The organism is Acinetobacter colistiniresistens (assembly GCF_024582815.1).
Lineage (GTDB): Bacteria > Pseudomonadota > Gammaproteobacteria > Pseudomonadales > Moraxellaceae > Acinetobacter.
In genome coordinates, this window is sequence record NZ_CP102099.1 from 2,365,554 (window position 1) to 2,391,573 (window position 26,020).

The 26,020-nt window shown below is 38.0% G+C and carries 26 protein-coding genes, 2 tRNA genes and 3 pseudogenes; 17 read left to right on the forward strand and 14 right to left on the reverse strand.

All coding sequences use genetic code 11. The annotated features are described in order from the left end of the window. Positions 1–11: 11 nt before the first annotated feature. Entirely contained in the window at positions 12–251 is a 240-nt protein-coding gene (locus NQU59_RS11290) for a hypothetical protein (protein ID WP_087547491.1), read from the reverse strand. 4 nt (positions 252–255) lie between these two features. Then, a complete protein-coding gene (locus NQU59_RS11295; RefSeq protein WP_257063500.1) occupies positions 256–1,650 on the reverse strand; it encodes an integrase family protein in 1,395 nt (464 codons plus the stop codon). Between the two features lie 157 nt (positions 1,651–1,807). On the opposite strand from NQU59_RS11295, the gene NQU59_RS11300 reads away from it, so the two are divergent. Continuing rightward, positions 1,808–1,884: transfer RNA gene (locus tag NQU59_RS11300), tRNA-Ile, on the forward strand. 415 nt (positions 1,885–2,299) lie between these two features. After that, positions 2,300–2,700 (forward strand): annotated as a pseudogene (locus tag NQU59_RS11305) (hypothetical protein). A gap of 25 nt (positions 2,701–2,725) precedes the next feature. Here the strand turns inward: NQU59_RS11305 and NQU59_RS11310 are convergent. From NQU59_RS11310 to NQU59_RS11340, 7 genes and pseudogenes are all read right to left on the reverse strand, one after another. Beyond that, positions 2,726–3,874, reverse strand: a complete 1,149-nt coding sequence (locus tag NQU59_RS11310; protein WP_096911280.1) for a catalase family protein — start codon at positions 3,872–3,874, stop codon at positions 2,726–2,728. A gap of 366 nt (positions 3,875–4,240) precedes the next feature. Then, on the reverse strand, positions 4,241–4,534 hold the full coding sequence (locus tag NQU59_RS11315; protein ID WP_043973522.1) for a hypothetical protein: 294 nt from the start codon (positions 4,532–4,534) through the stop codon (positions 4,241–4,243). Positions 4,535–4,890: 356 nt separating this feature from the next. Beyond that, a pseudogene (locus NQU59_RS11320) lies at positions 4,891–5,864 on the reverse strand (DUF4882 family protein). Positions 5,865–6,005: 141 nt separating this feature from the next. Beyond that, entirely contained in the window at positions 6,006–7,019 is a 1,014-nt protein-coding gene (locus tag NQU59_RS11325) for a fimbrial protein (protein WP_005241005.1), read from the reverse strand. Beyond that, positions 7,016–9,589 carry a fimbria/pilus outer membrane usher protein gene (locus NQU59_RS11330; RefSeq protein ID WP_373462926.1) on the reverse strand — a complete coding sequence of 858 codons (2,574 nt, stop codon included), beginning with the start codon at positions 9,587–9,589 and terminating at the stop codon, positions 7,016–7,018. Before NQU59_RS11330 ends, NQU59_RS11325 begins: the two co-directional genes overlap by 4 nt. A gap of 59 nt (positions 9,590–9,648) precedes the next feature. Further along, a complete protein-coding gene (locus NQU59_RS11335) occupies positions 9,649–10,383 on the reverse strand; it encodes a fimbrial biogenesis chaperone (RefSeq protein ID WP_005241009.1) in 735 nt (244 codons plus the stop codon). Positions 10,384–10,464: 81 nt separating this feature from the next. Continuing rightward, positions 10,465–10,998: a fimbrial protein gene (locus tag NQU59_RS11340; protein ID WP_005241011.1), complete on the reverse strand. Its 534-nt coding sequence runs from the start codon at positions 10,996–10,998 to the stop codon at positions 10,465–10,467. Positions 10,999–11,486: 488 nt separating this feature from the next. On the opposite strand from NQU59_RS11340, the gene NQU59_RS11345 reads away from it, so the two are divergent. Further along, complete coding sequence (locus NQU59_RS11345) at positions 11,487–11,834, forward strand: hypothetical protein (RefSeq protein ID WP_016652620.1); 348 nt, start codon at positions 11,487–11,489, stop codon at positions 11,832–11,834. Positions 11,835–11,960: 126 nt separating this feature from the next. After that, positions 11,961–12,173 (forward strand): hypothetical protein, encoded by a 213-nt coding sequence (locus tag NQU59_RS11350; protein WP_005241015.1) that lies wholly within the window; start codon positions 11,961–11,963, stop codon positions 12,171–12,173. A gap of 42 nt (positions 12,174–12,215) precedes the next feature. Here the strand turns inward: NQU59_RS11350 and bioB are convergent, their stop codons facing one another. Together bioB and queG are read right to left on the reverse strand one after the other, a co-directional pair. Beyond that, positions 12,216–13,205: a biotin synthase BioB gene (gene bioB / locus NQU59_RS11355; RefSeq protein ID WP_005241017.1), complete on the reverse strand. Its 990-nt coding sequence runs from the start codon at positions 13,203–13,205 to the stop codon at positions 12,216–12,218. Positions 13,206–13,296: 91 nt separating this feature from the next. Then, positions 13,297–14,421, reverse strand: a complete 1,125-nt coding sequence (gene queG / locus NQU59_RS11360) for a tRNA epoxyqueuosine(34) reductase QueG (protein WP_010590212.1) — start codon at positions 14,419–14,421, stop codon at positions 13,297–13,299. Between the two features lie 23 nt (positions 14,422–14,444). Between queG and NQU59_RS11365 the strand changes: the two genes are divergently transcribed. Continuing rightward, positions 14,445–15,932 carry an NAD(P)H-hydrate dehydratase gene (locus tag NQU59_RS11365; RefSeq protein WP_257063505.1) on the forward strand — a complete coding sequence of 496 codons (1,488 nt, stop codon included), beginning with the start codon at positions 14,445–14,447 and terminating at the stop codon, positions 15,930–15,932. A 487-nt stretch (positions 15,933–16,419) separates the two neighbouring features. On the opposite strand, the gene ruvC is transcribed toward NQU59_RS11365, so the two are convergent. Next, positions 16,420–16,965, reverse strand: a complete 546-nt coding sequence (gene ruvC, locus NQU59_RS11370) for a crossover junction endodeoxyribonuclease RuvC (RefSeq protein WP_005241027.1) — start codon at positions 16,963–16,965, stop codon at positions 16,420–16,422. Positions 16,966–17,282: 317 nt separating this feature from the next. Between ruvC and NQU59_RS11375 the strand changes: the two genes are divergently transcribed. The 10 genes and pseudogenes from NQU59_RS11375 to NQU59_RS11420 all read left to right on the forward strand — a co-directional run bounded on the left by NQU59_RS11375 (position 17,283) and on the right by NQU59_RS11420 (position 21,669). Beyond that, a tRNA-Met gene (locus NQU59_RS11375) sits at positions 17,283–17,359 on the forward strand. A 189-nt stretch (positions 17,360–17,548) separates the two neighbouring features. Beyond that, positions 17,549–17,782 carry a hypothetical protein gene (locus tag NQU59_RS11380; protein ID WP_005241029.1) on the forward strand — a complete coding sequence of 78 codons (234 nt, stop codon included), beginning with the start codon at positions 17,549–17,551 and terminating at the stop codon, positions 17,780–17,782. Positions 17,783–17,892: 110 nt separating this feature from the next. Continuing rightward, positions 17,893–18,102, forward strand: a complete 210-nt coding sequence (locus tag NQU59_RS11385) for a cold-shock protein (RefSeq protein ID WP_004653101.1) — start codon at positions 17,893–17,895, stop codon at positions 18,100–18,102. A gap of 449 nt (positions 18,103–18,551) precedes the next feature. Further along, on the forward strand, positions 18,552–18,761 hold the full coding sequence (locus NQU59_RS11390; RefSeq protein WP_005241032.1) for a cold-shock protein: 210 nt from the start codon (positions 18,552–18,554) through the stop codon (positions 18,759–18,761). Positions 18,762–19,266: 505 nt separating this feature from the next. After that, a pseudogene (locus NQU59_RS11395) lies at positions 19,267–19,428 on the forward strand (FAD-dependent oxidoreductase); the annotation flags it as partial. 217 nt (positions 19,429–19,645) lie between these two features. After that, positions 19,646–19,807: a hypothetical protein gene (locus tag NQU59_RS11400; protein ID WP_257063507.1), complete on the forward strand. Its 162-nt coding sequence runs from the start codon at positions 19,646–19,648 to the stop codon at positions 19,805–19,807. Between the two features lie 5 nt (positions 19,808–19,812). Then, positions 19,813–20,082: a hypothetical protein gene (locus NQU59_RS11405; protein WP_257063508.1), complete on the forward strand. Its 270-nt coding sequence runs from the start codon at positions 19,813–19,815 to the stop codon at positions 20,080–20,082. A 21-nt stretch (positions 20,083–20,103) separates the two neighbouring features. Continuing rightward, positions 20,104–20,391: a hypothetical protein gene (locus NQU59_RS11410; protein WP_257063509.1), complete on the forward strand. Its 288-nt coding sequence runs from the start codon at positions 20,104–20,106 to the stop codon at positions 20,389–20,391. A 96-nt stretch (positions 20,392–20,487) separates the two neighbouring features. Then, complete coding sequence (locus NQU59_RS11415; protein ID WP_005241040.1) at positions 20,488–20,922, forward strand: putative hemolysin; 435 nt, start codon at positions 20,488–20,490, stop codon at positions 20,920–20,922. Between the two features lie 186 nt (positions 20,923–21,108). Continuing rightward, the gene (locus NQU59_RS11420; protein ID WP_005241042.1) at positions 21,109–21,669 is read left to right on the forward strand and encodes an FxsA family protein; all 561 of its coding nucleotides are present in this window, start codon (positions 21,109–21,111) and stop codon (positions 21,667–21,669) included. A gap of 53 nt (positions 21,670–21,722) precedes the next feature. Here the strand turns inward: NQU59_RS11420 and NQU59_RS11425 are convergent, their stop codons facing one another. Beyond that, positions 21,723–21,908, reverse strand: coding sequence for a hypothetical protein (locus NQU59_RS11425; protein ID WP_005241044.1), 186 nt, complete (start codon positions 21,906–21,908; stop codon positions 21,723–21,725). 240 nt (positions 21,909–22,148) lie between these two features. On the opposite strand from NQU59_RS11425, the gene NQU59_RS11430 reads away from it, so the two are divergent. Further along, on the forward strand, positions 22,149–22,406 hold the full coding sequence (locus NQU59_RS11430; protein ID WP_005241046.1) for a hypothetical protein: 258 nt from the start codon (positions 22,149–22,151) through the stop codon (positions 22,404–22,406). 59 nt (positions 22,407–22,465) lie between these two features. Here NQU59_RS11430 and metK read toward each other — a convergent pair whose 3' ends face one another. Continuing rightward, positions 22,466–23,632 (reverse strand): methionine adenosyltransferase, encoded by a 1,167-nt coding sequence (metK, locus tag NQU59_RS11435; RefSeq protein ID WP_043974324.1) that lies wholly within the window; start codon positions 23,630–23,632, stop codon positions 22,466–22,468. Positions 23,633–24,015: 383 nt separating this feature from the next. On the opposite strand from metK, the gene tkt reads away from it, so the two are divergent. Continuing rightward, positions 24,016–26,004, forward strand: coding sequence for a transketolase (gene tkt, locus NQU59_RS11440; RefSeq protein WP_005241049.1), 1,989 nt, complete (start codon positions 24,016–24,018; stop codon positions 26,002–26,004). The last annotated feature ends 16 nt before the right edge of the window (positions 26,005–26,020 follow it).

Genomic DNA, 26,020 nt, shown 5'->3' on the forward strand with positions numbered 1-26,020 from the left:
TATGTAAAACATTATTTACTAGATTTTAAGTAATCCTCTTTATCGTTCTCTATTACTTCAGAGAATTCATGAGATAACTTGTAATCTAAAATAGCTTTTGCTAATGATTGAATTGCTTCAGCATAAGTGTCAGCTTGCAGGTTTATTTTTAACAAAGCACAACCAACTTCCCATTTTTGCTTATCTTCTTTCCATAAAATAAGGAATGAGTGTTGAAGTGTATCGTTTATGAATTGTCCTGTAGTTTTCATAGATTTACCTTAATCTAGCCTTTAACTGTTCAACTTTTGAAAGTGCTTTAAGGGCATCATCAATTTCGATTGGATTTTCAGAAACGGACTTTTCCAAATAGTCGTGATGACGTGTAATTTTCTTAAATTTCCTATTTTTTATGGTTGAAATGATTTCATCATCTAACAATAAATCTTCAATCATATTCATTGCAATTTGAAGATCTTCAAACGAGACTTGTACATAACCTTCGGTTACATCATTTGATTCATCTGTAGCATGATTTACAAGCTTTTTAATCGTGTATGAACCAATGTTTAAGCTGTTTGCAACACTGGAAAATGTGCGTCTTAAATCATGGTATGTAAATGTAATACCAGTCAACTCTGCAATTTTTAGCCTAGCTTTACTTCGATTTGCTACATGACCAACACCTTGTCTAGCTTGGAAAACATATTTACCACCACCGGAACGTTCAAAACGTTGTTGCATTATATAGTGGAGGATTTTGCCCATTGGCAGAGTCAAAGGTTCACCATTTTTAGGATCAATTGATGTGATTGAGCCATATTTGAGATCGACATGAGACCATTCTATTGTCTCTGCTTCTTCTCTACGAAAACCAGTAAGTAAAACAGTTAATAAAAAATCTTGATTGGTATAAGCATTATGATTCTTATATTGTTGTCCGACCCATTCTGTAGAAACTACAGCATCTAACCAGTCTTTCATTTGATTACTACGAATATAGTTTTTTCTACGCTTAATTTTATTCCACGATTTTTTGGCTTTTAAAGTATTAACTGGGTTTGATACATCTATTATATTTTTATCATTTACATCAAGATAATGCTCAACCGAAAAATTAAAAACAGCTCTAAAGAAACGCATTGCTAAATTTGCACGTGCTTTAGATCGTTTTGACAATTCAGCATGTTTTTCTTGAACCATCTTACGTGATATATCGATCAATTTTATGTCACGCCATTCTACTAGGTAGTCTGTTACACATTGATTATAGTCATCTAGCGTATTTTGACTAAGCTCTCGTTCTGTTTTGTAGGCGTTGTAGGCGTCTAATAGGGTGGGTTGCTGATCTGCTTTTGCATAATCAGCATACATTTCCTTTTTAGCTTCTTGTTTTTCTTGATTCGGGTTAATACCTTGTGCCATTAATCCAAGTAATTTAGTGGCTTGCTCACGAGCTTGCGTAGGTGTGATTTCTCCATGTTTACCGATAGTGACTCGCACTGAGGATTTACCGTTACCAATGCGACGCTCAACCACATAAACTTTGGAAATGGTAACTCGCAGCGCGAAGCCAATCAGCTCTGAATCCCGATAGATAACCTGCTTATCAGGTGATAAGGGCAAAGAATCAACAAATGTTTTTGTGAGCTTTGTTCTTTCAGAGGTCATAGTGTATGATCACGTGTGTTTGCAATAACTCGCAATAACATACAATATTTTTAACTGCCTACATAGTGCCTACAAAAAAACGTATTGCAATGAAAAATGTTTTTATGTAGAATCAGCATAAAGTTAAAGCATTGTATTAATTGCATTTAACTTTATAGGGCCTATAGCTCAGTTGGTTAGAGCAGCGGACTCATAATCCGTTGGTCCCGTGTTCAAGTCACGGTGGGCCCACCATATAAAACAACCACTTAGGTGTACTAATCCTAAGTGGTTTTTTAATATTAAAATCCACGCAAGTGGTACTTTGACATCAAAAAATACAGCCGGATTATCTGAATACTCTAATCATTTAGAAAATAATGGATAAGTGAAATGATTGAATTAAAAAGATAAAATTGTATTCGAGTTTTTGAGTGATTTTCATTGTATAAGCAAGCTAGTTCATATCAAGAATCTCTAAAATAAAGTTATTGATTTCATAAAATAGAGTCAAGATTTTTAAGGGTTTAATTAAAATTTAAAACAGAACTCCAGCGGATTTAGTTTATTAGCACTGGATGTATTTTATTTTGCTATATCAGATTATTTTTGCTATCTTACATTTTTAATTTTATAGATTATTTAAGTGAAGAATGTCTTAGCTTTCACCATGATACTAGGTTTGTTGGGGTGTGAAAGTTTTGATGAGTATAAGAGCAATGACTCTAATATTGTCGCGAATTTAGATCCATATATAGTTGAGAATAACAATCAAGATAATGAGCGAGATTTGAGTAAAAGCTCTTCTTTTATTCGTCACTCTGAAATTAACTTAAATAAGGAAAAGCTGATTGAAAATTGCAAAAATTAGTAATTTCTAATGTTGCAAAGAAAAAGACCGTTAGTTTTCATGATAATGTAGGGAATAATTATTATATAAATCAAAATAGTGGAGATATTTACCTTTATTTAGAATTCTGCGCTGAGAATCACTTAGGCAATGCTCAAGAGTTTAAAGGAAAATGTATATTTTCAGTAGATGGTCAGCGCAAAGTTTATATTTTTGAATAGTTGCGTTATTGATGAATCGTATGGTTTATAGCGGCTCCTTTCTTTGCACAGCATTCATTTCATGTCGAACGGTACTAATCTTTTCGTAAATCACTTTACGTAATCGATTGATCGCGCCTAAGGGTTTATGCTCAGGGAGAGAATGCCACGGCGTAAAAGAAAGATTCTCACAAAATGTATTTTGATCAGGAGTGTCAAAAACCTGTTTAGGTATATGGATTGTTGCAACTTGATAAAAAGGAGCTTGCGATTCTTTCCATTCAGTCATGGAATCTTCTATAAGCATTTTGTTGGAGGTTCTCGGCTGTATAAGAAACTCCATACATGCCTCATCTTTTTCTAAACTATTTCGAAGTGCAATTCTTAAAAAATCATGACTAGGATGGTTAGGTATGGAAGTTAAGGACGGAGTACAGGGCCTTGCTGAATATTTTACGGCTTGTCGCTTGTCACCTAATCCTAGCTGATAAGGTACCATTGACCAATATCTGGCTTGTAATGGATTGGAAATTTTCGAATTATTGGCTTTAACGGCATTGAATGTTCCTTGAAAGCCTAAAGCAAAAGGGATCTGTAATTTTTTGAACATACTTTTGCTATTCACATCCTTTATAAAAGATAAGTAGCGCTGAGGATCGTTCACAAAAAATACTGGATGATTAATCATAATAAAGTCTTGCGTCATTGCTTGATCATCATTTTCCAAAATCTTTTTACCAGAAACATCGAGAATTTTGATCGCCATGCCTCGTGCATCATTCTTATCATCAGCTTGTGTGGCATCTCCTGATGCATTGGAAAAACGAATCCATGCTGAATAAGTTTTATCTGGTATAAAAATGCCTTGTGTTAAGTTTGTCGGTAATGATTTTAAAACATGGAATTCTGCACGAACACACCCATGAGCTTTAGGGTGTGCGTCTCGCAGAGCCTGTCCTGCAATGTATTGTTTACGAATATGCTGTTCAATTTGTTCAGATATTTGTTGAGCCAGAATATTTTCGTTTGGTTGTAGTTTTTCACCCAATGCTGTATCAATGCTTGGATAAGGGATTTTATGAGGATTGGCTAAACTTTGTGATGATAGGTGATGAGCACAGCCACTTGTACTAATCAGTATAGGTGTTATTGTAAGTAGTAAACTAAAACGTATCAAAGAGATAAAATCTGACATAAATATGCTCCTGAGCATAAAACCGTTAAGCAATGTACCTATACGTATTGCAGGTATTTGGGGAGAAAGAAGATGCTAAATTATTTTAAAGTTTTCTCATCAATCAAAAAATTATAGAAAATATTTTAGGTGGTCAAGATATGTTCTCTAGTATGTGTGAAATAATTTTGCATTATTTAAAAAATTTTTCTTGGGTTGGCGTAGTTAGCAGGATGAAAATTTAAAATTTGGCTGTACATTAAATGGAACTAAATAAAAATCTGATTTTCTTTAATATTATTATAAAATGTAGATTTTGATGATAAGTCAAATGTGAACTAAATATTTAATGTTAATTAGTTCACATCTTGATAAGAAATCTATTAACTAGTAGTAACTTGCAATAATAACCGCATTCTTTTGGTCAGGAAATCGTTCAATACTAATATCTGTTGTTGTATTTTTTTGGGTGTTCAAATTTAAATCACTGAGTGAAATTAATTGAGAATCAATCTTATCACGAAGCGTATTCAATTGATGACAATCATTAGTTTGAAGTTGCTGAGAACAAGTGTCTTCTACAATACTTCCATTCATTTGGATTGTGCTTGCTGAATAACTCACCGAAGCAAACGCCATTAATGATAAAAGTAGGGCAGATTTATAAATATTGTTATACATGTTTATTGCCTTTATAAAATGCATTAAGTATTAATTAACATAAAATTTATTATTAAAGCAATCTTAAAAAATAATATTGATTAAATATTTGGTTTAAGTGTGATCTGTTTAAGGTTTTAATCTAAAATTGATAATTAATGTATTTATTTTGAATTGTTAATTACATCACGTTTTTTATTGTATTGAGAATTATAAATTTGAGTTGTCGGGTTGCTATTACATGGTTGGAAGAATCTATTTTTGTTGTTGAAATAGGGAAGTGTACTTGTATTTGTGTCGCTAAAATATACTTTCGCTAGTTTGGTAAAATATAAAAAACCTAATCTGGTGATTAGGTTTTTTAAATCTGATCTAAGTTAAATGACATTACCACAGATATCAGTTGCACCTTGTGGGTAGTTGAACTGTAGAGCATTTCGGTCAGTGATCATTTCAGATGATAGTTCTTGCCCATCTAAATGATTAGAATATATCGAGACTCCGCTATCAATGTTAAAACTAAGATTTTCAAGTGCTGCAGGTAGGGTAGATTGAAGCCTTGATCAACACCATTGAAAATAAAGCCAACCTGTTTGCTATTTTGGTTAATATAAACACCTAATCGATGATATTTGCTTTGGTACTCTGTCAATTTACTGTAGTAATAAGCGGCTGAACTATACTCTGTATGATCGCTATTTGGGTAATCGAGGGTAAATAATACAAAGGGAGGATTCTCACCAAAATCTGGAACAGCACTGCCTGCAGCAAATGAATAGAGGGATCTTACGATATAGCCATTATCGGTTTCCCCACTGAAATTGATATCTGTAAAATATGATGAACTAGGTTCACCGTAGTAACCACCGTTAAGAGGAACTGCTGGAATGTCTATTTGCATTTCTTAGGCAAGAATCCCTGTATTTGGTAAAGGTAAATCACCTGCATTATCTAGAAATGGAGGGCGAAATCCTTCACTGCCTCTTACTGTTTGTAGTCGTTTCTTACTTGCTGATAAGAAGTCAAAATAATTAAAAGTTATATTTTCTTCAGGGTAATGGTCCCTAAAATAGGGTGGGGTAATAGTAAAGCCAAACTTTTGCCCATCAATCGTAGGAAATACACCGATCAGATAGTCTGAATTTTGATTGTTCCATAAATCATCATAATCTTGTTGTGTTGCATCGAAGTTATATTGGCATGTCTGTGGTTGACTAAAACTAAGTGAACTAAAGCTTGTAGAGGTTGTTGCAGTTGTTTGGGCGTTGGGATTATTTTGTGAACTATTCTGGTTTTCACCACAACCAAAAATAGTGAGGCTAAGTGCCAATATACTCAGTTTTTCATTAATTGTTCCTCTGGTATGTGGGTCAAGCTTTATATCAAAAACAAAAAGAGAATTTTTTAATGAATTAAAATTAAGGGCTTAGATAACTTTCATTTTAGCTATATAAAAAAGACCTCTTGTTTGGGAAGAGGTCTTATAAAAGGTTTAATCGTATTGTATGGTTACAGTTGCCATTGCACGGACTTTACCTGCAGTGACATTCGTTGCGGTTTGATAATAGCGAGCAGTGAGAGGGACATTATATTGAACTGTCTGATTCGATTTCACAGTTCCTAATTCTAACTTATTACCTAAACCAATAACCTGATTTTTATTCTGATAGTTCCATACTAACTGTACCCCAACGCCATTTGCTTTAGTCGAATTTGGTTCAAGATTCTTTAAAACTTGGGTGTTATTGCCTTCTTGTTGATAGTCAAAGGTCAAACTAATGAGGTTTTTTTCTTCGTAACCTGTTGGGTTTTGACCACCATTACAAAGAATATTAAGTTCAAACGATTGTTCGCCTTGAGTCGAACCAATTCCTTTGAATCCTGACTTCATTACTGTTGGAAGCTGTACTGCTTTATTAATATCACCTCTCCATTCACAAGAGGATGATGCAATGGTAATCGCATTACCATAAACAGTACTGGTTAAAAACGGACTATCACTACGATTCCCAGCATAATAGGTACTATAAACACCTGGTACTAATGTTCCTGAGCCCGTATTTTCAGCTGTTTTAACGATTTCGACAACGAAGTAACCTTCGGCAAGGCTAATACGGGTACTTGGTACGGGACGGGTATAGGGATAATATCCAGAAAAATTTGTTGCATTAAATGCTTCACGATACAGACGAATGCCAATCCCTGGGATATTGGTGGAATAGATATTATCGCCTAGAGAACTAATTGCATAATTTTGTAATAATCGGGCGACCATCATATCACTACGATTACAGCTATATGTAGTTCTAGAATCTGGGCGAATTTCAAAAAGAGATTTAACTAAGACTTTGCCAACAGGGTCACTTGGTCGAACCACAACACGCCCTACTTGCATAGACACATCAATCGTTCTGAAACCCGCGCTAGTTGAGCAAGCAGCTTGAGCTGCTGTATTGATAGCAAAACCTGCAGCAACTAAGGCGCTGCTTAAAAGTAATTTTTTCATTTGCATACTGCCTCAGTCATGATCATGCTTTGCTGATCGTTAGAAAGTTGTGCGGTAACATCATAACTGAAGTGGCACTGTTCATTGGCTTCATCACCCCATTTTACATACAAATCACCTTTTGGCTCTTGAGTACGTAAATACACCATACTGCCTTGCGCTACGATACCCACAGATTCATCTTTGGCATTAAATACTTGTGCCGCGAATGGCAAGCCTTCACCTGTTGCAGTTTTGGTGTTGATGTAAATGGCATAACCTTTTTTGGTGGAGAAATCAACTTTAGCAATCGCACCAGCAAAAGGCGCAATACGCTGACTGGTTTCTTCCAATTCAACATTGGTCGACATTTCTTGAGGATCAAGCGTGATGTCATTTAAACGATATGGTGTGACATATGGAATAACAGCATAACCTGATTTATTCACACTGAGGCCAACGGTATTGTTGACTTTGGCACCCGCAGCATCTGGTGCATAAACCAGTACCATGGTTTGACCTTGTTCTGGACCAAACAAGATGCCTTTATCATGTGCAACTATACTACCGCTGACACTGAGCATCGCTTGTTGATATGAATCAGCAATACTATAAGAACCACCAACGGTAGCAAAGTTAGTACGATAGCGGCTGTTGACGTTGAAACTTGGATTTTGTCTATCTTGATGAGATACCGATGCACCGTAGTTGAAACGATCACCCACCATACCGCTCATACCCACTGTACGACTGTTTTCTGATGCGGTTGCATTGACATTGACTGCGCTCTTTCTGAAATTCATTGGGAAAGAGAGCGTCATCAAATATTCTGTATCACGTGTTTGATTATTTGAGCCGTATTGGAGTAGACGATTGGTCGCTGAAAGACCGTAAGTTAATCCTTGATAATGATTACTATAACCGACCTGATATTGACGACTCGTTTCATTACGATTCCAATAATCGTTCCAAGAACCCACCATATAAATATTACCCCAGCCTTCGGGTAAACCTTGGTTCAGGGTAATCTGGAATTCACTACGCTGCTTACCTACAGCAAAGGTATTCACACCTTTATCTTCTAGGTCTCGGATTAAAACAGCATCACGTAACTTTAAATAGTTTTCCGTCGAATAACGATAGGCTGCTAACGTCAGGTTCGTATTGGTCGGTGAAATGAGCTTGCTGTAACTTAAGCGAAAACTTTGTCCTGATTGCGAGCCTTGTTTGTCAAAATCAGCATTCGATTGAGTCACGTCAAACGAAACCGCACCAATTGGTGTTGCAACAGCGGCACCTAATAATAAAGAACTATAGTCTTCAGCTAATTGAAAGCCCGTATAGCCAGTCAAGTAGTTATTCAGACCGCGTTGATATTTACCTTGTGTTACCCAAGGTGTTAAATCAATATCACGGTCGCGGAACTCACCGGCAGTGACTGAGTAGCGGCTTAAACCAGGACGTAACATTTGCACGACAGATGCATAAGGAACGGCAAGCTTTTGAATTTCACCATTCGACTCAATAATCGAAACTTCAAGCTCACCACCAAAACCTGTAGGGTAGAGGTCATTAATCTCAAAGCTACCTGGTGCAACTGTGGTTTGATAAATCAACTGACCTTGTTGGCGAACTTCAACTTTGGCATTGGTTTTTGCATTACCACGAATACGTGGTGCATAGCCAAGCATACTGTTCGGCAGCATGCGGTCATCGCTTGAAAAATCAAAACCGCGATAACCGAAGGAATCAAATAATTCACCATTGGTAAAGCTATCGCCCAAGGTTAAAACACCTCGGTACTGTGGGAATGCTCGCTGTAAATAAGTACTGGTCGATTCGTAAGTCGATTTCTTTGTATTGGTTGAATCTAGCTCGCTTTGCGAACCATCTTGCCACTGCCACTGACCATTGTGGCGAAGTTGCCAACCCGCAATATTGGCGCCAGCAGTAATTGCCATAAAGGCATTGGTGGTTTCTTTATTGTCATTTAAGCGGTTGAAGGTTTTATAGGCACTACCGCTATAAGATAAAAATCCAGCATTAACACCACGATCCCAAATACTCGGATCAACATAACCTTGCGCATTTTTTTGCAGAGCAATTTGCGGGATTGAAATATCGACACGTAAACGAGAGGTATCGAAATCATAATAAGCGTTTTCGATCCATTCTTCGATTTTGTAACATGCATTTGGTGCATTAGACTCAGTGCGGTTCACGAGCACATCTTGTTTAACACCATATTCAAGTAATGAGCTTGATGTGAAACAGGTATAGGCATTTTTATTTTGTTCTGTTGAACGGAACATCATTCTTCTTTTGCCAAACCAGTTACCATTGATATAAACATCAACATTATATTCACCCGGCAAAACTGGGTTACCATATTTAAAACGAGAAATATCTACTTTTTGTGCGTCACCGATTAAGAAAACAGAGTCGAATTCTGCTTCCATTGGTGGGGCTTTTTCTGCTGTCTCTTCTACTGCATAAACAGCCATAGGCATCGTCACTGTGATCACCCCAGAAGTAAGGTAATAACATATACGACGCTTCAAGAATTTAGCTGTTGCATTTTTCTTTGACATAATCCGTTCGCCTATTCAATGATAGGTACAAAATCATTTATTGATTGAAAATAAATTTGTTATTGAAGCTTGATCTGGTGTTCGATACGACCACCGTAATCATTGATGCTTACATAACTCAGCTTTTCAGTACTACCTGTTTTCAATTGGATTTTGTCCTCTGAAAAAGGTGACAGCATTAGACCTTTAGGTAGTAGGTCAACTGGCTTTCCTGCATTTTGTTGATACACCGCAGTCATGGTGACGTGAAACGGTGTTGGATTTTTTACAATAAGTGTTTGTCCACTTTTAGCCCACTGCAATTTTTCACCAGCGAGATTGGCATCGGCTTTAATGCTTGCTGGGCGATAGAAAAACTTGATACGTGAACGGATTGCAAGCTGTAAAAAATTATCAGGAACAGCATCTTTACTGTTTGCTGTTGGTCTTGGTGGAATATCTAAAACATTCAACCAAAAAACAGTTTCTTGCTTTTGATTTAATTGAGCAGCATTAGGTAATGCCGTAATACGAAGAGATTGGCTCTTCGTTGGCTCTACACGCGAAATCGGGGGAGTAATCATGAACGGAACTTTAGCTTGATCCGGTGTGGTTTTAGCATCACCTTCATCAATCCATGCCTGAACAAGCGATGGCTTAGAACCGTTGTTACTGACTTGCAAAGTCACTTCACGAGCATCAGATGGATAAATAACGCGAGTACCATGCAAAATAATTTCTGCATGTGTGTGACTTGCGATTAAAGCCGAAGACATCGTTAGACCAAGCAAAAAATTGTAACTGTTCAGTGCCATTAAAATTTACTCTATGATTGCGTGAAGTATACAACTGCGAATTTCTAGCTAACTAGAAATTCGCATAGTTTATCAATAAGATTATTGATAAATAATAGTGTACTGAACTGAAGTGTTCACTTCACCAGCAGTAGAAGCGCCAGTTGCATAGTATTCAGCATAGTAGTTAAGGTCAGCTTTACCGCCTTCAACAACGTCAACCCATTGAGAGTTAGTTTGAGCGCCATTGCTGCCAGCAGCAAGAACAGGAATAACTTGGTTATTGTTACCTAATAATTGAACATCAACGTTTTTAGCACCAGCAGCGTTTTGGTTTAATAAACGGCCAGTATTGAAATCAACAGTTGCACCTGGTTCGAAGTAAGTTGCAACTTTACCTTCTGAACAGTTACCTAAGTTAATTTGGAATGGAGTACGACCTGCAACATCACCTGCATTAGCAAGTGTTTGTTTTGAAACAGTTGGAAGCGTTACAGTAAAGTCTTTACCCGCTGGAGTTACGATGTCACAAGTTTTGTCTGTTACTAGACCGTTAATTGTAATCGTTCCATCAGCAGCTTGAGCGTTAGCGATACCTACAACTGAAAGAGTAGCGATCAAAGCAAGTTTCTTCATAATAGTTTCTCGAATACATCAGCTAAAAGTTTGAATTAAAATTACTTCTCAGTTGAATTTTTGCGCTGAACAAGTAATGTGCGAAATATATATCAGTAGGTTGTGAAATTGCAAACTGCATCACATTTTTTACGGGGGTTTTGATCAGAATTTCCGATCATAAATAAGTTGTTGATATGAGGAAACTTTATTTTTGCTGAAACTTACTTTCAGTGCTCGTTTGTTTAATATTGCTTAAGACTGATTGTTTTTTCCTTTTATAAAAAGGCTTATTTGATTATTTTTTGATCGAAAAATAGCAGGAATTATATTTTTATGTGATTTTATTCGTATAATTTGAATAATAATTTAGATGAATAATCAAGTTTTTAGCTGAATTGTTAAGCTCGTTAACAAAAAGCGCAAAGTTCTTTTAAGAAATTTTTAAGGTTAAATCCTTAGTTTTTTAGTCATGATTAGATGAAAAAACACCGTTAAAGGAGCTTTCAATGAACATGCTTTATACCCACAAACCGAACTATTATTTCTTTGCACACAAGTTTGTTTTATTCCTAGAAAGTCATTTAAAAAGCCATCCTACGGAACAGCAGACAAGCTTTAATTTGCAGACAATTTATGACTTATTCAGTCATGATCGTGCCTCAAGTACCACCAATCTAGAAGGTATTTTAAATATTGCAGATGAATACGTGCTTGAAACGGATGAGGGGCAGCAGTCATTGATCCAATCTTATCATGTCCATTTAGATAATCACGTGCTAACACTAGAGTTCAACCCAAAAGCTGTTGCAAGCTTGAAAGCGGGTCAAAGCATTGTAAGTCCACAAGTGGCTTAAGCATTAAGAGCAAATAAAGAGTTTATACACTTAGCAATATCGTTTACTAAGTGTTTTTTTAACAAGCTGCGTTAAATCTGTTGATCCGTTATGATAAAAAGATCAATAGAAGATATACAACGTGTTATGAATAAAGATTTTAAGGCAGAAACCTATACGGTAGATGACAGTATTACTGACACCATTCTATGGCTGATGCAGCATCAAGACATTTTTGATTCATTTCATTTTGATGTACATACACAGGAATTGTCAGTGACACATGCAGCAGGTGTTGATGTTATTCGTGTTGGAATGTTTTTAAATGCCAAATACGGCATTTTGGTGACATCAATTTAATCATATCTAAAAAAGCCTTGTCATCTGACAAGGCTTTTTCGTTTATGCGCTCATGGCATCGACAGAGAGTTCTGCAACCGATGGCTTGGGTTTTTCTGCGGTTAAACCTAATTTGGCAAATAAGACCTGATCTTTGCCTTCACCCGCATTTGGGGTGGTAAGAAGTTTTTCACCAGAGAAGAGGGAGTTTGCACCAGCCATAAAGGCAAGCGCTTGATCTGAATCGCTCAATGACTCACGACCTGCTGAAAGGCGAATATAACTGTGTGGCATGATGATACGTGCAACAGCAATGGTACGAATCCATTCGATGACATCTAATTTCTCAACATTAGCCAGTGGGGTACCTTCGATTGGAACCAGCATGTTAATTGGCACGGATTCTGGATGTACTGGCATAGTTGCAAGTTCATGTAACAAACCGATGCGGTCATTACGGCTTTCACCTAATCCCACAATACCGCCGCTGCATACTTTCATACCTGCTTGGCGAACATGATCTAAAGTATCCAGACGGTCGTCAAAAGTACGTGTGCTAATGATATGTGAATAGTATTCACGAGATGTATCTAGGTTGTGGTTGTAATAGTCCAAACCTGCATCTTTTAAGCGTTCCGCTTGAGACTGGTTCAGCATCCCTAAAGTCATACAGGTTTCTAGGCCCAATGCTTTGACTTCACGCACCATTTCCAACACATAAGGCATATCACGCTCATGTGGGTTACGCCAAGCAGCGCCCATACAGAAACGCGATGAACCCGATTCTTTTGCTGCAAGTGCTTCACGAATGACTTTATCAACAGCAATACGCTTTTCTGCTTCTAACTTAGAGTCGTAACGAGCAGATTGCGAGCAGTACTTACAGTCTTCAGGACATTTCCCTGTTTTGATTGAAAGTAATGTGCTGACCTGAATCGAATTCGCTTGGAAATGCTGACGGTGCACACCTTGGGCTTCAAATACTAAGTCTAGAAAAGGTTGGTCATATAAAGCTTGGATTTCATCACGAGTCCAGTCATTACGTAAAGTCATTGTTATATCCATGATGATTGATTACAGACATTGAGATTCATCATACAGAAATCGTGCCAAAGCCAAAGGGCAAAAAACATCATTTTTCTATTCAATGTACTTTTATTTGCTGCAATTGCTGTTGAATTGCCCAATCTATATGTACATTAACGATCTCGTCGTGCCGCGTTTTTGCATCTTGCAATTGCGTCACGATCTCAGCCGAGTATGGAGCATTTCCTAAGCCAATTGCAATATTGCGCTTAAAGGATTGGTAGCCAGTACGGCGGATTGGGCTGCCTTCAGTATTGGCGAGAAAAGTGGCTTCATCCCATTGCCAAATCTCTAATAGACTGATGTTATCCAGGTTATGTCTCGGGTCAAAGTCTGGAATTGAAGCCTTTTTAGCAAAGCTATTCCAAGGGCAAATCAACTGACAATCATCACAGCCAAAAATACGGTTACCGATACCCGATCTTAATTCCTCAGGAATGATGCCTTTATATTCAATGGTTAAATACGCAATACATTTTCTGGCATCCAGCATATAGGGTTCAACAATCGCCTGTGTTGGGCAGATGTCGATACAGGCTGTACATGAACCACAATGTGCAGTAGCAGGCTGATCAAAAGGCAGATCAAGCGAAGTGAATAATTCGCCTAAAACAAAAAAAGAACCTGATTTTTTATGGATCAGCAAAGTATGTTTACCCGTCCATCCCATACCCGCACTTTCAGCCAATGATTTTTCAAAGATAGGGGCTGAATCAGCAAAAGGACGAGATTCAAAATCGCCCACTTTTTCTTTAATACGAGTCGCTAATGTCTTTAAGCGTCCACGCATGACTTTATGATAGTCACGACCACGTGCATAGCGCGCAATAATGGCAGAATTGGGTTCAAATGGCACATAACGGGGCTTGGGTGATGCCACAAGATAGTTCATGCGCACACAAATAATGCTTTTTGTACCAGGAACGAGCAAGGTTGGATCAGCGCGCTTTTCCAAGTTTTCTTCTAAATAGTGCATATCGGCATGATAACCGCGTTCTAAATATTCTTTAAAACGCGGCATTTGATCTTGAGCATCTGGTTTGGCAATGACACAATCAGCAAAGCCCAAGTCTAATGCCTGTGCTTTGATCCAGTCTTTCAACGCTTGAGAATCAAGCTGCTGTAGCTCGATTTTGTCAGGCATTTTCTGGGACTGTGTTTGAAAAGATGTGCTTGAAGCCATAAACCGATAATAAGGAGAAAAACATGCAAGCTGTAGTTTACCATAGCCAAAGTATCCAAGCATGGGAGCAGCGTTGGTTTGCTCAGCAAAATTCATCTTTAGGACTCATGCAGCAAGCAGCTTGGACAATCTCCCAACAGTTAATTCCTCAATTCCAACAAAATAAAATTCAAAAGATCGCAGTTTGGTGTGGGCAAGGCAATAATGCTGGCGATGGCTATTATATTGCTGCATTTCTGAAGCAGCAGGGATTTAACATCACTGTTTATGCGACTGAACTCGGCCAATCAGTAGATTTAAAACAAGCCGCAGATTATGCACAGTCTCATCAAGTTGATATTCAAAGCATTGATTATTTATTGTCAGAAAACGCAGTTCAGCAAAAAATCCCTAGTTTTGATTGTCATATTGATGCCTTATTTGGCATTGGTCTCAATCGAGCACTTGATCAAAAGTGGCAAGAAATTATCCAGCTTTATAATTTGCAAACAGGTTTAAAAGTTTCAATCGATATCCCCAGCGGCTTACAGGCCAATACAGGACAAACGTTGCCCTGTGCAGTACAAGCTGATCAAACCTTTACGATTCTGGGCTACAAAGCGGGCTTGTTTACGGGTCAAGGCAAGCAATATGTGGGAAAACTACATTTGCTGAGTTTGATTCCAGTCGACCAAGAGTTAAAACCATTTGCCTATCTGTCACCCGAAAAAATCGTTTTGCCAAAACGTCAGGCTTTTGGGCATAAAGGTAGTTATGGTCATGTATTAGTTGTAGGTGGACATGCCGAGATGGGAGGTGCAGTCATTATGGCTGCTGAAGCTGCTTTCCATGCAGGGGCAGGCAAAGTCAGTGTAGTCTGTCATGCCAAACATCATCAAGCCATTTTGGCACGGTCACCGAATATTATGCTGCGTGATATTAATAGCTTAGACCAAGAAGGTATCCAACAGCTATTAACACAGGTGGATGCCATCTGTTTTGGGATGGGCTTGGGAAGAGATGAGTGGGCGGAAACGATTTATCAGCAATGGTTTAATTTGCTCAAGCAAAACTCTCATTTAGAGGTTGTAATTGATGCCGATGGCTTGTGGTTTCTGGCCAAGCATCCGCAACAATTAAACCAGCATCTCTATGCAACGCCACATTCAGGTGAGGCCGCAACACTTTTGGGGTGTACTGCTGCGGATATAGAACAAGACCGTATCGCTGCCATTCAACAGTTACAGCAAAAATATGCAGGGCAATGGGTGTTAAAAGGCGCGGGTAGTTTAATTTTAGAAGAACAATTATTTATCTGTACGCAGGGTAATGCGGGGATGGGAACAGGAGGCATGGGCGATGTACTGGCAGGCATGATTGCCAGTTTAAAAGCTCAATTTCATCAACAGATTGCTTTGCATGAAATCGTCAGTTTGCATGCGCAGGCAGGTGATCTGCTGGCTGAGAAGGGAGTAAGGGGGTTGCAAGCGCATAAAATGGGGGAAATGATTTATCATGTGGTGAATCAATAATTTTTATTGATGGTGATGAGGAGGAGTTAGATTTTTTTAATTCGATTGCTTTTAGATTAATCCCATAAATGCTGATAATAGCTTGTAAATAACCTCAAACCTTCCTCGATTTGTTTTTCAGCCTCTGTACTATGATTTCCTTCCAAGACCAACTCAAAAGCAAGAATCATTTTATTTAGATAGTCCAACCAGATGTAATTTAGCTCATCATCACTGAAATCTTGAGGATACTTTGAGTCTACAACCCATGTAGGTAGAGATATATTGTCTTTTTAATAATTAATTTTCTATATGATCGTAATATGGGAAGAATTTTGTGAGCAATTTCTTTCTTAGAGTCAGCATAATAAGAAATGGGGACAAAGCAGTACCCTTTAATCAAATTTTCTAACTTTTCTTTAAAGTCTATACAAGGCTTGATGACCTTATCTAATAGATTACTTTTAATCATATTGGTTTTTTACTTATTTATAGGTTTGTTCCTAATTTAACGTCGTCTGGTACTGGCACGACTACGTCCACGCGCCATACCCCCTAAAGCATTGAGTACTGCCATTTTGCTCATACTGCCAGAAGCATGGGCATGACAAATTGCAGCAGCAAGCGCATCGGCAGCATCGGCCTGTGGTTTAATGGTTAAATTGAGTAGACGCATGACCATCATTTGTACTTGTTCTTTATCCGCAGCGCCGTAACCGACAACCGACTGTTTAATCTGGCGAGCGGTGTATTCTGCAACCTGTAAGTCCAGATTGACCAATGCTGCAATGGCCGCGCCCCGTGCCTGACCAAGTTTTAAAGCCGAGTCGGGATTTTGTGCCATAAATACTTGTTCGACCGCTGCTTCTGTCGGGCCATGAAATTTAACAATACGTTCCACACCTGCAAAAATACGTTTTAAACGTTCGGGCATACCTTGTGTTTCAGTACGAATGGTTCCTGCATCAACAAACCGCAGCTTATTGCCATCTTTTTCGATAATTCCATAACCTGTTAAGCGTGAACCAGGGTCAATACCAATAATTAATGACATGAAGCACTATAAAAAGAAAAGATTGCCAATATTGTTACATAATGGGGTTTTCACTGCATAATTTTTTTGTAGTATTTTGAATTATAAGAGAATAGTTGTTTTATTGAACAATTCTTAAAATTACATGTAAACAATCTCAAATTGAGGGAGGTTTAAGTGCACTTTAGAGAATTATATAAAAGAATGAAAAATGATCAATTTGTACTTAATTTAGACGTTAGTAAGGAAAATATGCGATTTTTATAAAAAAATTTGCATTGTGGGGGAGATGGGCGTATAAAGCATCTCATTGATCAGATGTGATGATCAAATGTTGATGCGGGATGGAGCAGTCTGGTAGCTCGTCGGGCTCATAACCCGAAGGTCGTTGGTTCAAATCCAGCTCCCGCTACCAATTTAAAAGTTAATTGAATATTAGCTCTGTGATTATTGAATTGTTGTTATCTTAAAGAGTAAGCAGCAATTAAGTTAGCTGAAATAACCCTAAAGAAAGCTAAAAATTATTAGATTCTAGAATTGTAGTTATCCTCTCTCAATTAATCTAGCGTTATAGTAAATCCAAATCGATCACTTGAGCTCAGGAATGAGTGATTTTGTGTTGAAAATTATTAATGAATGGCGTGTAGCCAAAGCCATAAATGGCAATGAGATTTGTGTGCGAATCATCCCGTTAAAGCGTCAGCAAAATACGTTGAATGGCTTTAAATGGGTGGAAGTAGGAAAGAAAGTACTGTTGGAATCAGGTCGAGAGATTGACTTTAATTTAGACGGGAATAGTTTCTATACCGATGTTAATCAACTTTATCGATTGACATAAATGGTTCACATACTTGTAGTATCTATTTAATACAGATAGATTGTATTAAATCATTATGTAAAAATTTTGATTTAATTCATAAATGAACAAAGTTTAAAAGGTTTAAAGGTATGTCTGATACAGTTACTGGTACTGTTAAGTGGTTCAACGAAACTAAAGGTTTTGGTTTTATTCAAGCTGACTCTGGTGAAGATGTTTTTGCTCATTTCAGCGAAATCCAAAGCAAGGGCTTCAAAGTATTGAATGAAGGCCAACGTGTTTCGTTTGTTCTTGGTCAAGGTAAAAAAGGACCACAAGCAACTCTAATTACTGTTATCTAATTACTTTAGACCAGTGAAAAAAAAGCTCACACTCTGTGGGCTTTTTTTGTGCCCCCAAAAAAGCTTGAAACTGCCAGTGAATGATAGATATTTGCGAGCCAAAGGAAATGAAATAATATGTTAAAAATTATATAAAAGCATGATTTTGAATTTGTAGTTGCTTAATCTTATGAATATTAAGATAAAAAAATAATGATGCTTACTCTTCGTTGTGAAAAATTCTGTAGAAAAATCTCATTTTAGCTGATGTAAAGAGATAGAGATTGCGTGAAAAATGTAAATTCGTGTATAGTTAAATGGACTAGAAGAATAACACTGTTGATTCAGAAAATCTTTGATCTCGTAGTTTTTAGACAAACCTTTCGTTTTATCAGATTTCCTTTCAAAGTTTATGATTCCAAGTTGCTTGCTGCTAAGCGTCCCAATTTTTTAAATATAGGTTTAAGTATATGTCTGATACAGTTACTGGTACTGTTAAGTGGTTTAACGAAACTAAAGGTTTTGGCTTCATTCATGCAGATTCTGGACAAGATGTTTTTGCTCATTTCAGCGAAATTCAAAGCTCTGGCTTTAAAGTTCTAAAAGAAGGTCAACGCGTTTCATTTATTTTAGGTGAAGGCAAGAAAGGACCACAAGCAACTCAAATTACTGTGATCTAGTAATCATTAGGTCATGCGATAAAAAAAAGCTCACGATTGGTGGGCTTTTTTTATCGCGATTCTTTTCAACAGGCTTTTGTTTGGCGTATTTGTTTTTCTTTTAATTAATTTTAATGAACTGCCACTTTTTGTCATAAATTAACGATTTGGTTGAAAAATTGCACTAGTCAGATATACGACTTTTTGCTAATTTATTCTTGTTAATTTATTAGGCAAATTAACAAGTGTAGTACATTTAATGAGCGTTAAAGTTATGGAAAACTTGGAGCCGTATGCTCAAGGGTTTGAGCAAGAAGTTCATGTACATTGTAAAAGATCTTTGGGTTCGTTGTTGTTCAGCTTTGTGGTCTTGATTGCGACCAGCCTATAAGAGAGAAAAGCACCTTCGGGTGCTTTTTTAATTTCTAGTCGATGCTTTTAAGCAACGATCAATTTTAACTTGCCGTTTCTTCTGATTTTGGCTGGCAATTTGTTGCTAGCTGTCGATTAACGCTATCTAAAATAGAGTGGGCATGGTGTAGCGCAAACGGTGCGTATCAGTAAGGCTATTGCGGATGATTTGTCTGGTGTGAATACGGATTATGAAATGCTCACTAAAATTCAGCGTAGCGATATTCTATTTGGCCGTTTTTTGGCGCCAATCGCGCTTGCGATGTCTAAAGGTTGATACGGCGTTACAGGAATGTTGAATCCAGGGAAAATGGTATCGTTTTAACCCGTATTCTTATTTTGGGAAAATGCCTCTTAAGTGAGAGGCATTTTTCTGTTTTTTCAAGGAAAAAGTTGCATGGTAGAAGGCTATGACGAATGACTGATTAGGCTTTATTTTGTTCTATATATGAATAAATATAATATGTTAGGCTAAATAAAAAAGGATGAAGTCTATGGATATTATACAAGTGAAAGATTTTTCAGCAGTAACGGGGTACACGCAGGCCATTATGGAAATGGATGAGTGGATCCATACTCGACCTTATTTTTATCTCATTAAAGAGCATTACTTGGTCGATGAGGCGATTCGATTGGAGTTTATTATTATTCAGTAATAAAGATGAGTATTTTAAAGGGAGATTCGGTTTTGGATTATTATGCAAAAGTAGATGCATTCTGGGGGAGTGTGAATATTGCTGATGAAAATAAATTCACTTATTTGATGGAAATGTTTGAGCGTGGTGTTCAGCAAAGTGATACCGATATGCTTGAGTTTGTGGCTGATTTGGCATTTAAGATAGAAAATCAAGAGATCAAGGTTTCGGTTTTAAATCATTTATTATTGTTAGATGGGCATGACCAGCATCAAATGGTAACAAAAGAGCTGTAAGATATTGCCCATCCATCAAGTGTGGCTAGTATTGCAAAGGTTCTAGAGCAGTGTTTTAAGCGGTTTAAGTATACGGCTTCTGATGATGATGGGGTCATCACAAAATGGTTTAGTCATGCCTTAGCGGATATTGGTACTGAAGAAGCGATAGCTTTAATAAGGCAATATGCACAAAGCGAAAATGAAGAAATAGCCTGGGAGATGAAATACCGCTTAAGAAAGATAACAGATAAACAATATGGTAGTCTGATAAACAAACCTAAAATGAATGTATTTAAGAAGTTTATGAGTGCTTTAAGTAAATTATGATGAGGGGAAATATGGTTTCTTCCTGTTTCAAATCATAGACATAATAATCTAAATTATTTTGTTATCTTTGCTTTTTACTTTATCAGAATTCAAATCATGAAAAAGATCTTACTTTTAGGTGCAATTGTAGCCTCCTTGGCAGCGTGTTCAGCAACACCAAATAAAGAGATGACGCCACCAAAAATTGGTATGGCAAACCCTGCCAGTAAATATTGTGTAGAGCAAGGTGGCCAGTTGGAAATTCGTAATGAAGCTAATGGTCAGGTTGGATACTGTAAGCTGCCAAACGGTAAAGTGGTTGAGGAGTGGGCATTGTTTCGTGCAAGCCAGCCAAAATGTCTAGCTGATGAAGCGACAAAGCTTATTGGTCAGTCAGGATTAAGCGAAGAGCAGATCAAACAAAAGACCAAGTCGGAAATTGTTCGCAGTGTTGGACCAAATCAGCCTGTTACTATGGATTATCGTGAAAATCGTGTAACGGTAACGATTGATCCTAAGTCTAAAAAGATTATTCAGGCGACTTGTGGCTAATTGTTAAAAGAGTATTTGGGCTCTCAATTAGATTAAATTTAATTGGGAGCTTTTTTATACGAGTGGTTACAGAAGACTTGATAAATTGAGAAATGTACCCATCAATTAGTTTATTAAGTTTATTTTATTTGTTGTGTCAAGACTGATTCATCAAGATTGCACAAGGTTTTAATTTCGAGATTTGACATGAATCTACTTCTTATCGTGGTATTTGGCACAATTGCTGAAGTTTTGGTCTGGATTGGCGTGGGTGACCTCGTTGGAAGTATGTGGTATGTGTTTTTCTGGTTTATTATCGCATTCTTCATTGGCTTGAATATGGTTCGTTCAAGTACATCAAGCATTATGCCGCAATTACAGCAAATGCAGATGAGTGGTCAAATGGGCAATGATCCAGCAGTCACCAAGAAGCTTGCAATTGCAATGTCTGGTTTTCTGTTAATGATTCCAGGCTTGATTTCTGATGTTTTGGCGGTATTGATATTGATTCCATCGGTTCAGACAGCATTCCGTAATGCTTTAATGAAAACAATGGCGAAACGTCAACAAGCCATGATGGAAAAAATGATGGGTGGAATGGGGGGAGGTGCTGCTGGCCAGAACCCGTTTGCTGATCTGATGCGTCAAATGCAGGATATGCAAAATCAGCAGAGTGGTGGTCAATACCGTGATTCAAGCATTATTGACGGTGAAGCACGTGAAGTGAAGCCTGATCAAAAGAAAATTGAATTTAAAGATGTGAACTGATTTTTTAATAGGTTTCAAATCAAGAAAAGCACACTCTCTAAAGTGTGCTTTTTTTATGCGTCATCTTTTTTATCTTGCTGGTTTGATGTTTGGTTTAAACCAGCAGGTTGGCCTATCTCTTTAGTTTGTGGCTGGTAATGGCTTGGCGGTAGTGTGGTGATTTCATTTTCAGACTGTTTGTATTTTCGACTGCGATTGGCTCGTTCGCGAAATCCACCTTTGTTGATTAGTTGGGTCATGCTTATCCCACAATTCGTAAATAGCTTATTTTAGCAAATTACGTGAAAGATCAAAATAATATTAATAACTTAAAGATTTTATTGAAAATAGGAGTCTAACCAAATTGTCATAAAAATTTGTTAATTTGAATGCGTAGGTCAGAAAACAAGATTGAATTCTCGTTTTTTTCTCTTAGGATAAAATTGCAACATTTGAAATTGTTGTAAAAAGAAAATAAAAATAAGTGGTAGGAGGAATAAATGATGTTATATCAATATCATTGTGCATGTTGTGACAAGGTCGTCGCATCAACAGATAAAGAGTGCCCATATTGCGGTTCTCATCATATTCGTAGCCCGTATGGTTTATGGATGTTTTGTGTTGCAGCTTGTTTGGCTGTAGTTGTGGTGATCAAGCTTGCGCATTTATATACTCAACATCATCAAGAAGATCAACCTGTTCAAAACACCTCTCTATTTGAAATGTTTAAGCAAGATAATACCAATTCAAGTAAATAATCTTGGGGGAAATAAAAAAGCTCGCATTTGCGAGCTTTTTTATGAAAGAGCAGTGCGGATTACAATCCAGCAGCATCTTTAAGGATTTCAACTTTGTCTGTTTTTTCCCAAGTAAACGCAGAATCAGAACCTTCGCGACCAAAGTGGCCATAAGCTGCAGTTTGCTTATACATCGGCTGAATCAGATTCAACATACGTGTGATTCCGTATGGACGTAGATCAAAGTGTTCACGCACCAATTGAATGATTAGTTCATCTGATACTTTACCAGTATTGAAGGTATTGATAGAAATCGATGTTGGTTCTGCCACACCAATTGCATAACTCACTTGGATTTCACATTTGTCTGCCAAACCAGCAGCAACAATATTTTTTGCCACATAACGGCCAGCATAAGCAGCAGAGCGGTCAACTTTCGATGGATCTTTACCAGAGAAAGCACCACCACCATGTCGTGCCATACCACCATAAGTATCGACAATAATTTTACGGCCTGTTAAACCACAGTCACCTACAGGACCGCCAATCACAAACATACCTGTTGGATTGATATGGAATTTCGTACCGGCATGGAACATTTCAGCAGGGATGATCGGCTTAACGATTTCTTCAATAATCGCTTCTTTAAGCTGAATTTGAGAAATTTCAGGGTCGTGTTGAGTAGATAGTACAACAGCGTCTAAACGTACTGGTTTGCCATTTTCATAAGCAAAAGTGACTTGGCTTTTCGCATCTGGGCGTAACCACGGTAAAATACCAGAACGACGTAATTCTGCTTGACGCTCCATTAAGCGGTGCGCATAAGAGATTGGAGCAGGCATGAGTACATCTGTCTCTCGGCTTGCATAACCAAACATAAGACCTTGGTCACCAGCACCTTGATCTTCCGGTTTCTGGCGGTCAACACCTTGTGCAATCTCAGGAGACTGTTTCCCGATCATGTTAATTACAGCACAGGTTGAACCATCAAAACCGAGGTCAGAATGGTGGTAGCCAATTCCGTTTACGGTTTGACGTACAATCGCTTCAAAGTCCACATTTGCTGTGGTTGTGATTTCACCAGCAAGAACAACCGCACCTGTTTTTACTAATGTTTCACAAGCGACACGCGCATACGGGTCTTCTTTTAGGATTGCATCTAAAATTGCATCGCTAATTTGGTCAGCCATTTTGTCTGGATGACCTTCGCTTACAGATTCTGAAGTAAAAACAGCATACTCGCGCATGAACGTCCTATCATTGGTATTTTCAAAAAGACAGAGTATGTTACATCGACTTGGCGCATAGGACTAGCACAAGCTGACTAAAAAGCATGAATTTATTTCATTTTCATGATGTTTTTATTGATATGAGTATCAGTAAAAGTGATATTTGGTGTTTTCTATATGAATAAATTTGTAATTCAGAAGTAAAATTCAGGTACTAATATTATGTGAGCTGTTTATCACATGAACATTTGCCCTCAGAATACCAAATGAATGCGGGAAAAATAAGAAATATCGTGTATTGCACTTTACCCACTGTCGTTTTTTTAAGACAATAGTCTCAGTTTTTGAAAGATGGTTTCTCATCTTCTCTCATCTTATTTGATTTAATCGGATTCTGACTTATGACAACCCCTTTAAATGAACGTCGTATTGCAAACGCAATTCGTGTCTTGGCAATGGATGCTGTGCAACAAGCAAACTCAGGGCATCCAGGTGCACCAATGGGGATGGCAGATATCGCTGATGTGGTTTGGCGTGAATTTTTAAATCATAACCCAAGCAACCCGCAATGGGCGAACCGCGACCGTTTCGTATTGTCGAATGGCCATGGTTCAATGTTGCAATACGCATTATTGCATTTGACTGGTTATGATTTATCTATTGAAGATTTAAAGCAATTCCGTCAATTACATTCTAAAACACCTGGCCACCCTGAATATGGTTATGCGCCTGGTATTGAAACTACAACAGGTCCTTTGGGTCAGGGTATTGCCAATGCGGTTGGTTTCGCTTTAGCTGAAAAAACTTTGGCCGCTCAGTTCAATAAAGACGGTTTAAATGTTGTTGATCACTTCACTTACTGTTTCTTGGGTGATGGCTGTTTGATGGAAGGTATTTCTCACGAAGTATGTTCACTTGCAGGTACTCTGGGTCTCGGTAAACTTGTTGCGTACTATGATGACAATGGTATTTCGATTGATGGTGAAGTTGAAGGTTGGTTCAGTGATGACACTGAACAGCGTTTCAAAGCGTATGGTTGGCAAGTTCTTCGTGTAGACGGCCATGATGCCGCTGCCATTCGCCAAGCAACTGTTGAAGCGAAAGCTGAAACCAATAAACCAACGATCATTATCTGTAAAACGATTATTGGTCTAGGTTCACCAAATAAACAAGGTAAAGAAGATTGCCATGGTGCACCATTGGGTAAAGACGAAATCGTTTTAACCCGTGAAGCATTAGGCTGGAAAGAAGATTCATTTGTTATTCCTGAAGATGTATATGCAGCTTGGGATGCAAAAGCAAAAGGTCAAACGTCTGAAGCAGCTTGGAATGAATTGTTCGCTCAATACCAAGCAAAATATCCAACTGAAGCGGCTGAATTATTACGTCGTATCAATGGCGATTTACCTGCTGAATTTGCTGCACAGGCAGATGCATTTATTGCTGAAACCAACGCAAAAGCAGAAACCATTGCAACACGTAAAGCAAGCCAAAATACCTTACAGGCCTTTGGTCCATTACTTCCTGAGTTATTAGGTGGTTCTGCTGACTTGGCGGGTTCTAACTTAACACTTTGGAAAGGTTGCCAAGGCGTACAAGACAACCCTGCGGGTAACTATGTGTATTACGGTGTTCGTGAATTCGGTATGACCGCAATTGCAAACGGTGTGGCTTTACACGGTGGTTTTGTTCCTTACGTTGCAACATTCTTGATGTTTATGGAATATGCACGCAATGCTGTACGTATGTCTGCATTGATGAAGCAACGTGTGATTCATGTGTATACGCACGACTCGATCGGTTTAGGTGAAGATGGTCCAACGCATCAACCAATCGAACAAATTGCATCGTTACGCGGTACGCCGAACTTAAATACTTGGCGTCCATGTGACACAGTTGAAGCAGCTGTTTCTTGGAAATCTGCACTTCAACGTAAAGATGGCCCATCAGCGTTAATCTTCTCTCGTCAAAACTTGCCATTCCAAGCACGTAATGAAGCTCAAATTCAAAACGTTGCAAAAGGTGGTTATGTACTTGCTGAAGAAAAAGGCGAGTTAAAAGCAATTATCATCGCAACAGGTTCAGAAGTTTCATTGGCGATGGAAGCATATGCACAGCTTGAAGGTGTGCGTGTTGTGTCTATGCCGTGTGCTGAAGAGTTTATGAAGCAAGATGCTGCATATCGTGAAGCGGTATTACCAGCGCATATCCGCGCGCGTGTAGCGGTAGAAGCGGCTCATGTGGATTACTGGTGGAAGTTTGTTGGTTTAGACGGCAAAGTGATCGGTATGACGACTTACGGCGAATCTGCACCAGCAAAAGACTTGTTCCAATTCTTCGGTATCACCACTGAAGCGGTTGTTGCTGCGGTTAAAGAATTGACTGCTTAATTGAATGAAGTAGTAT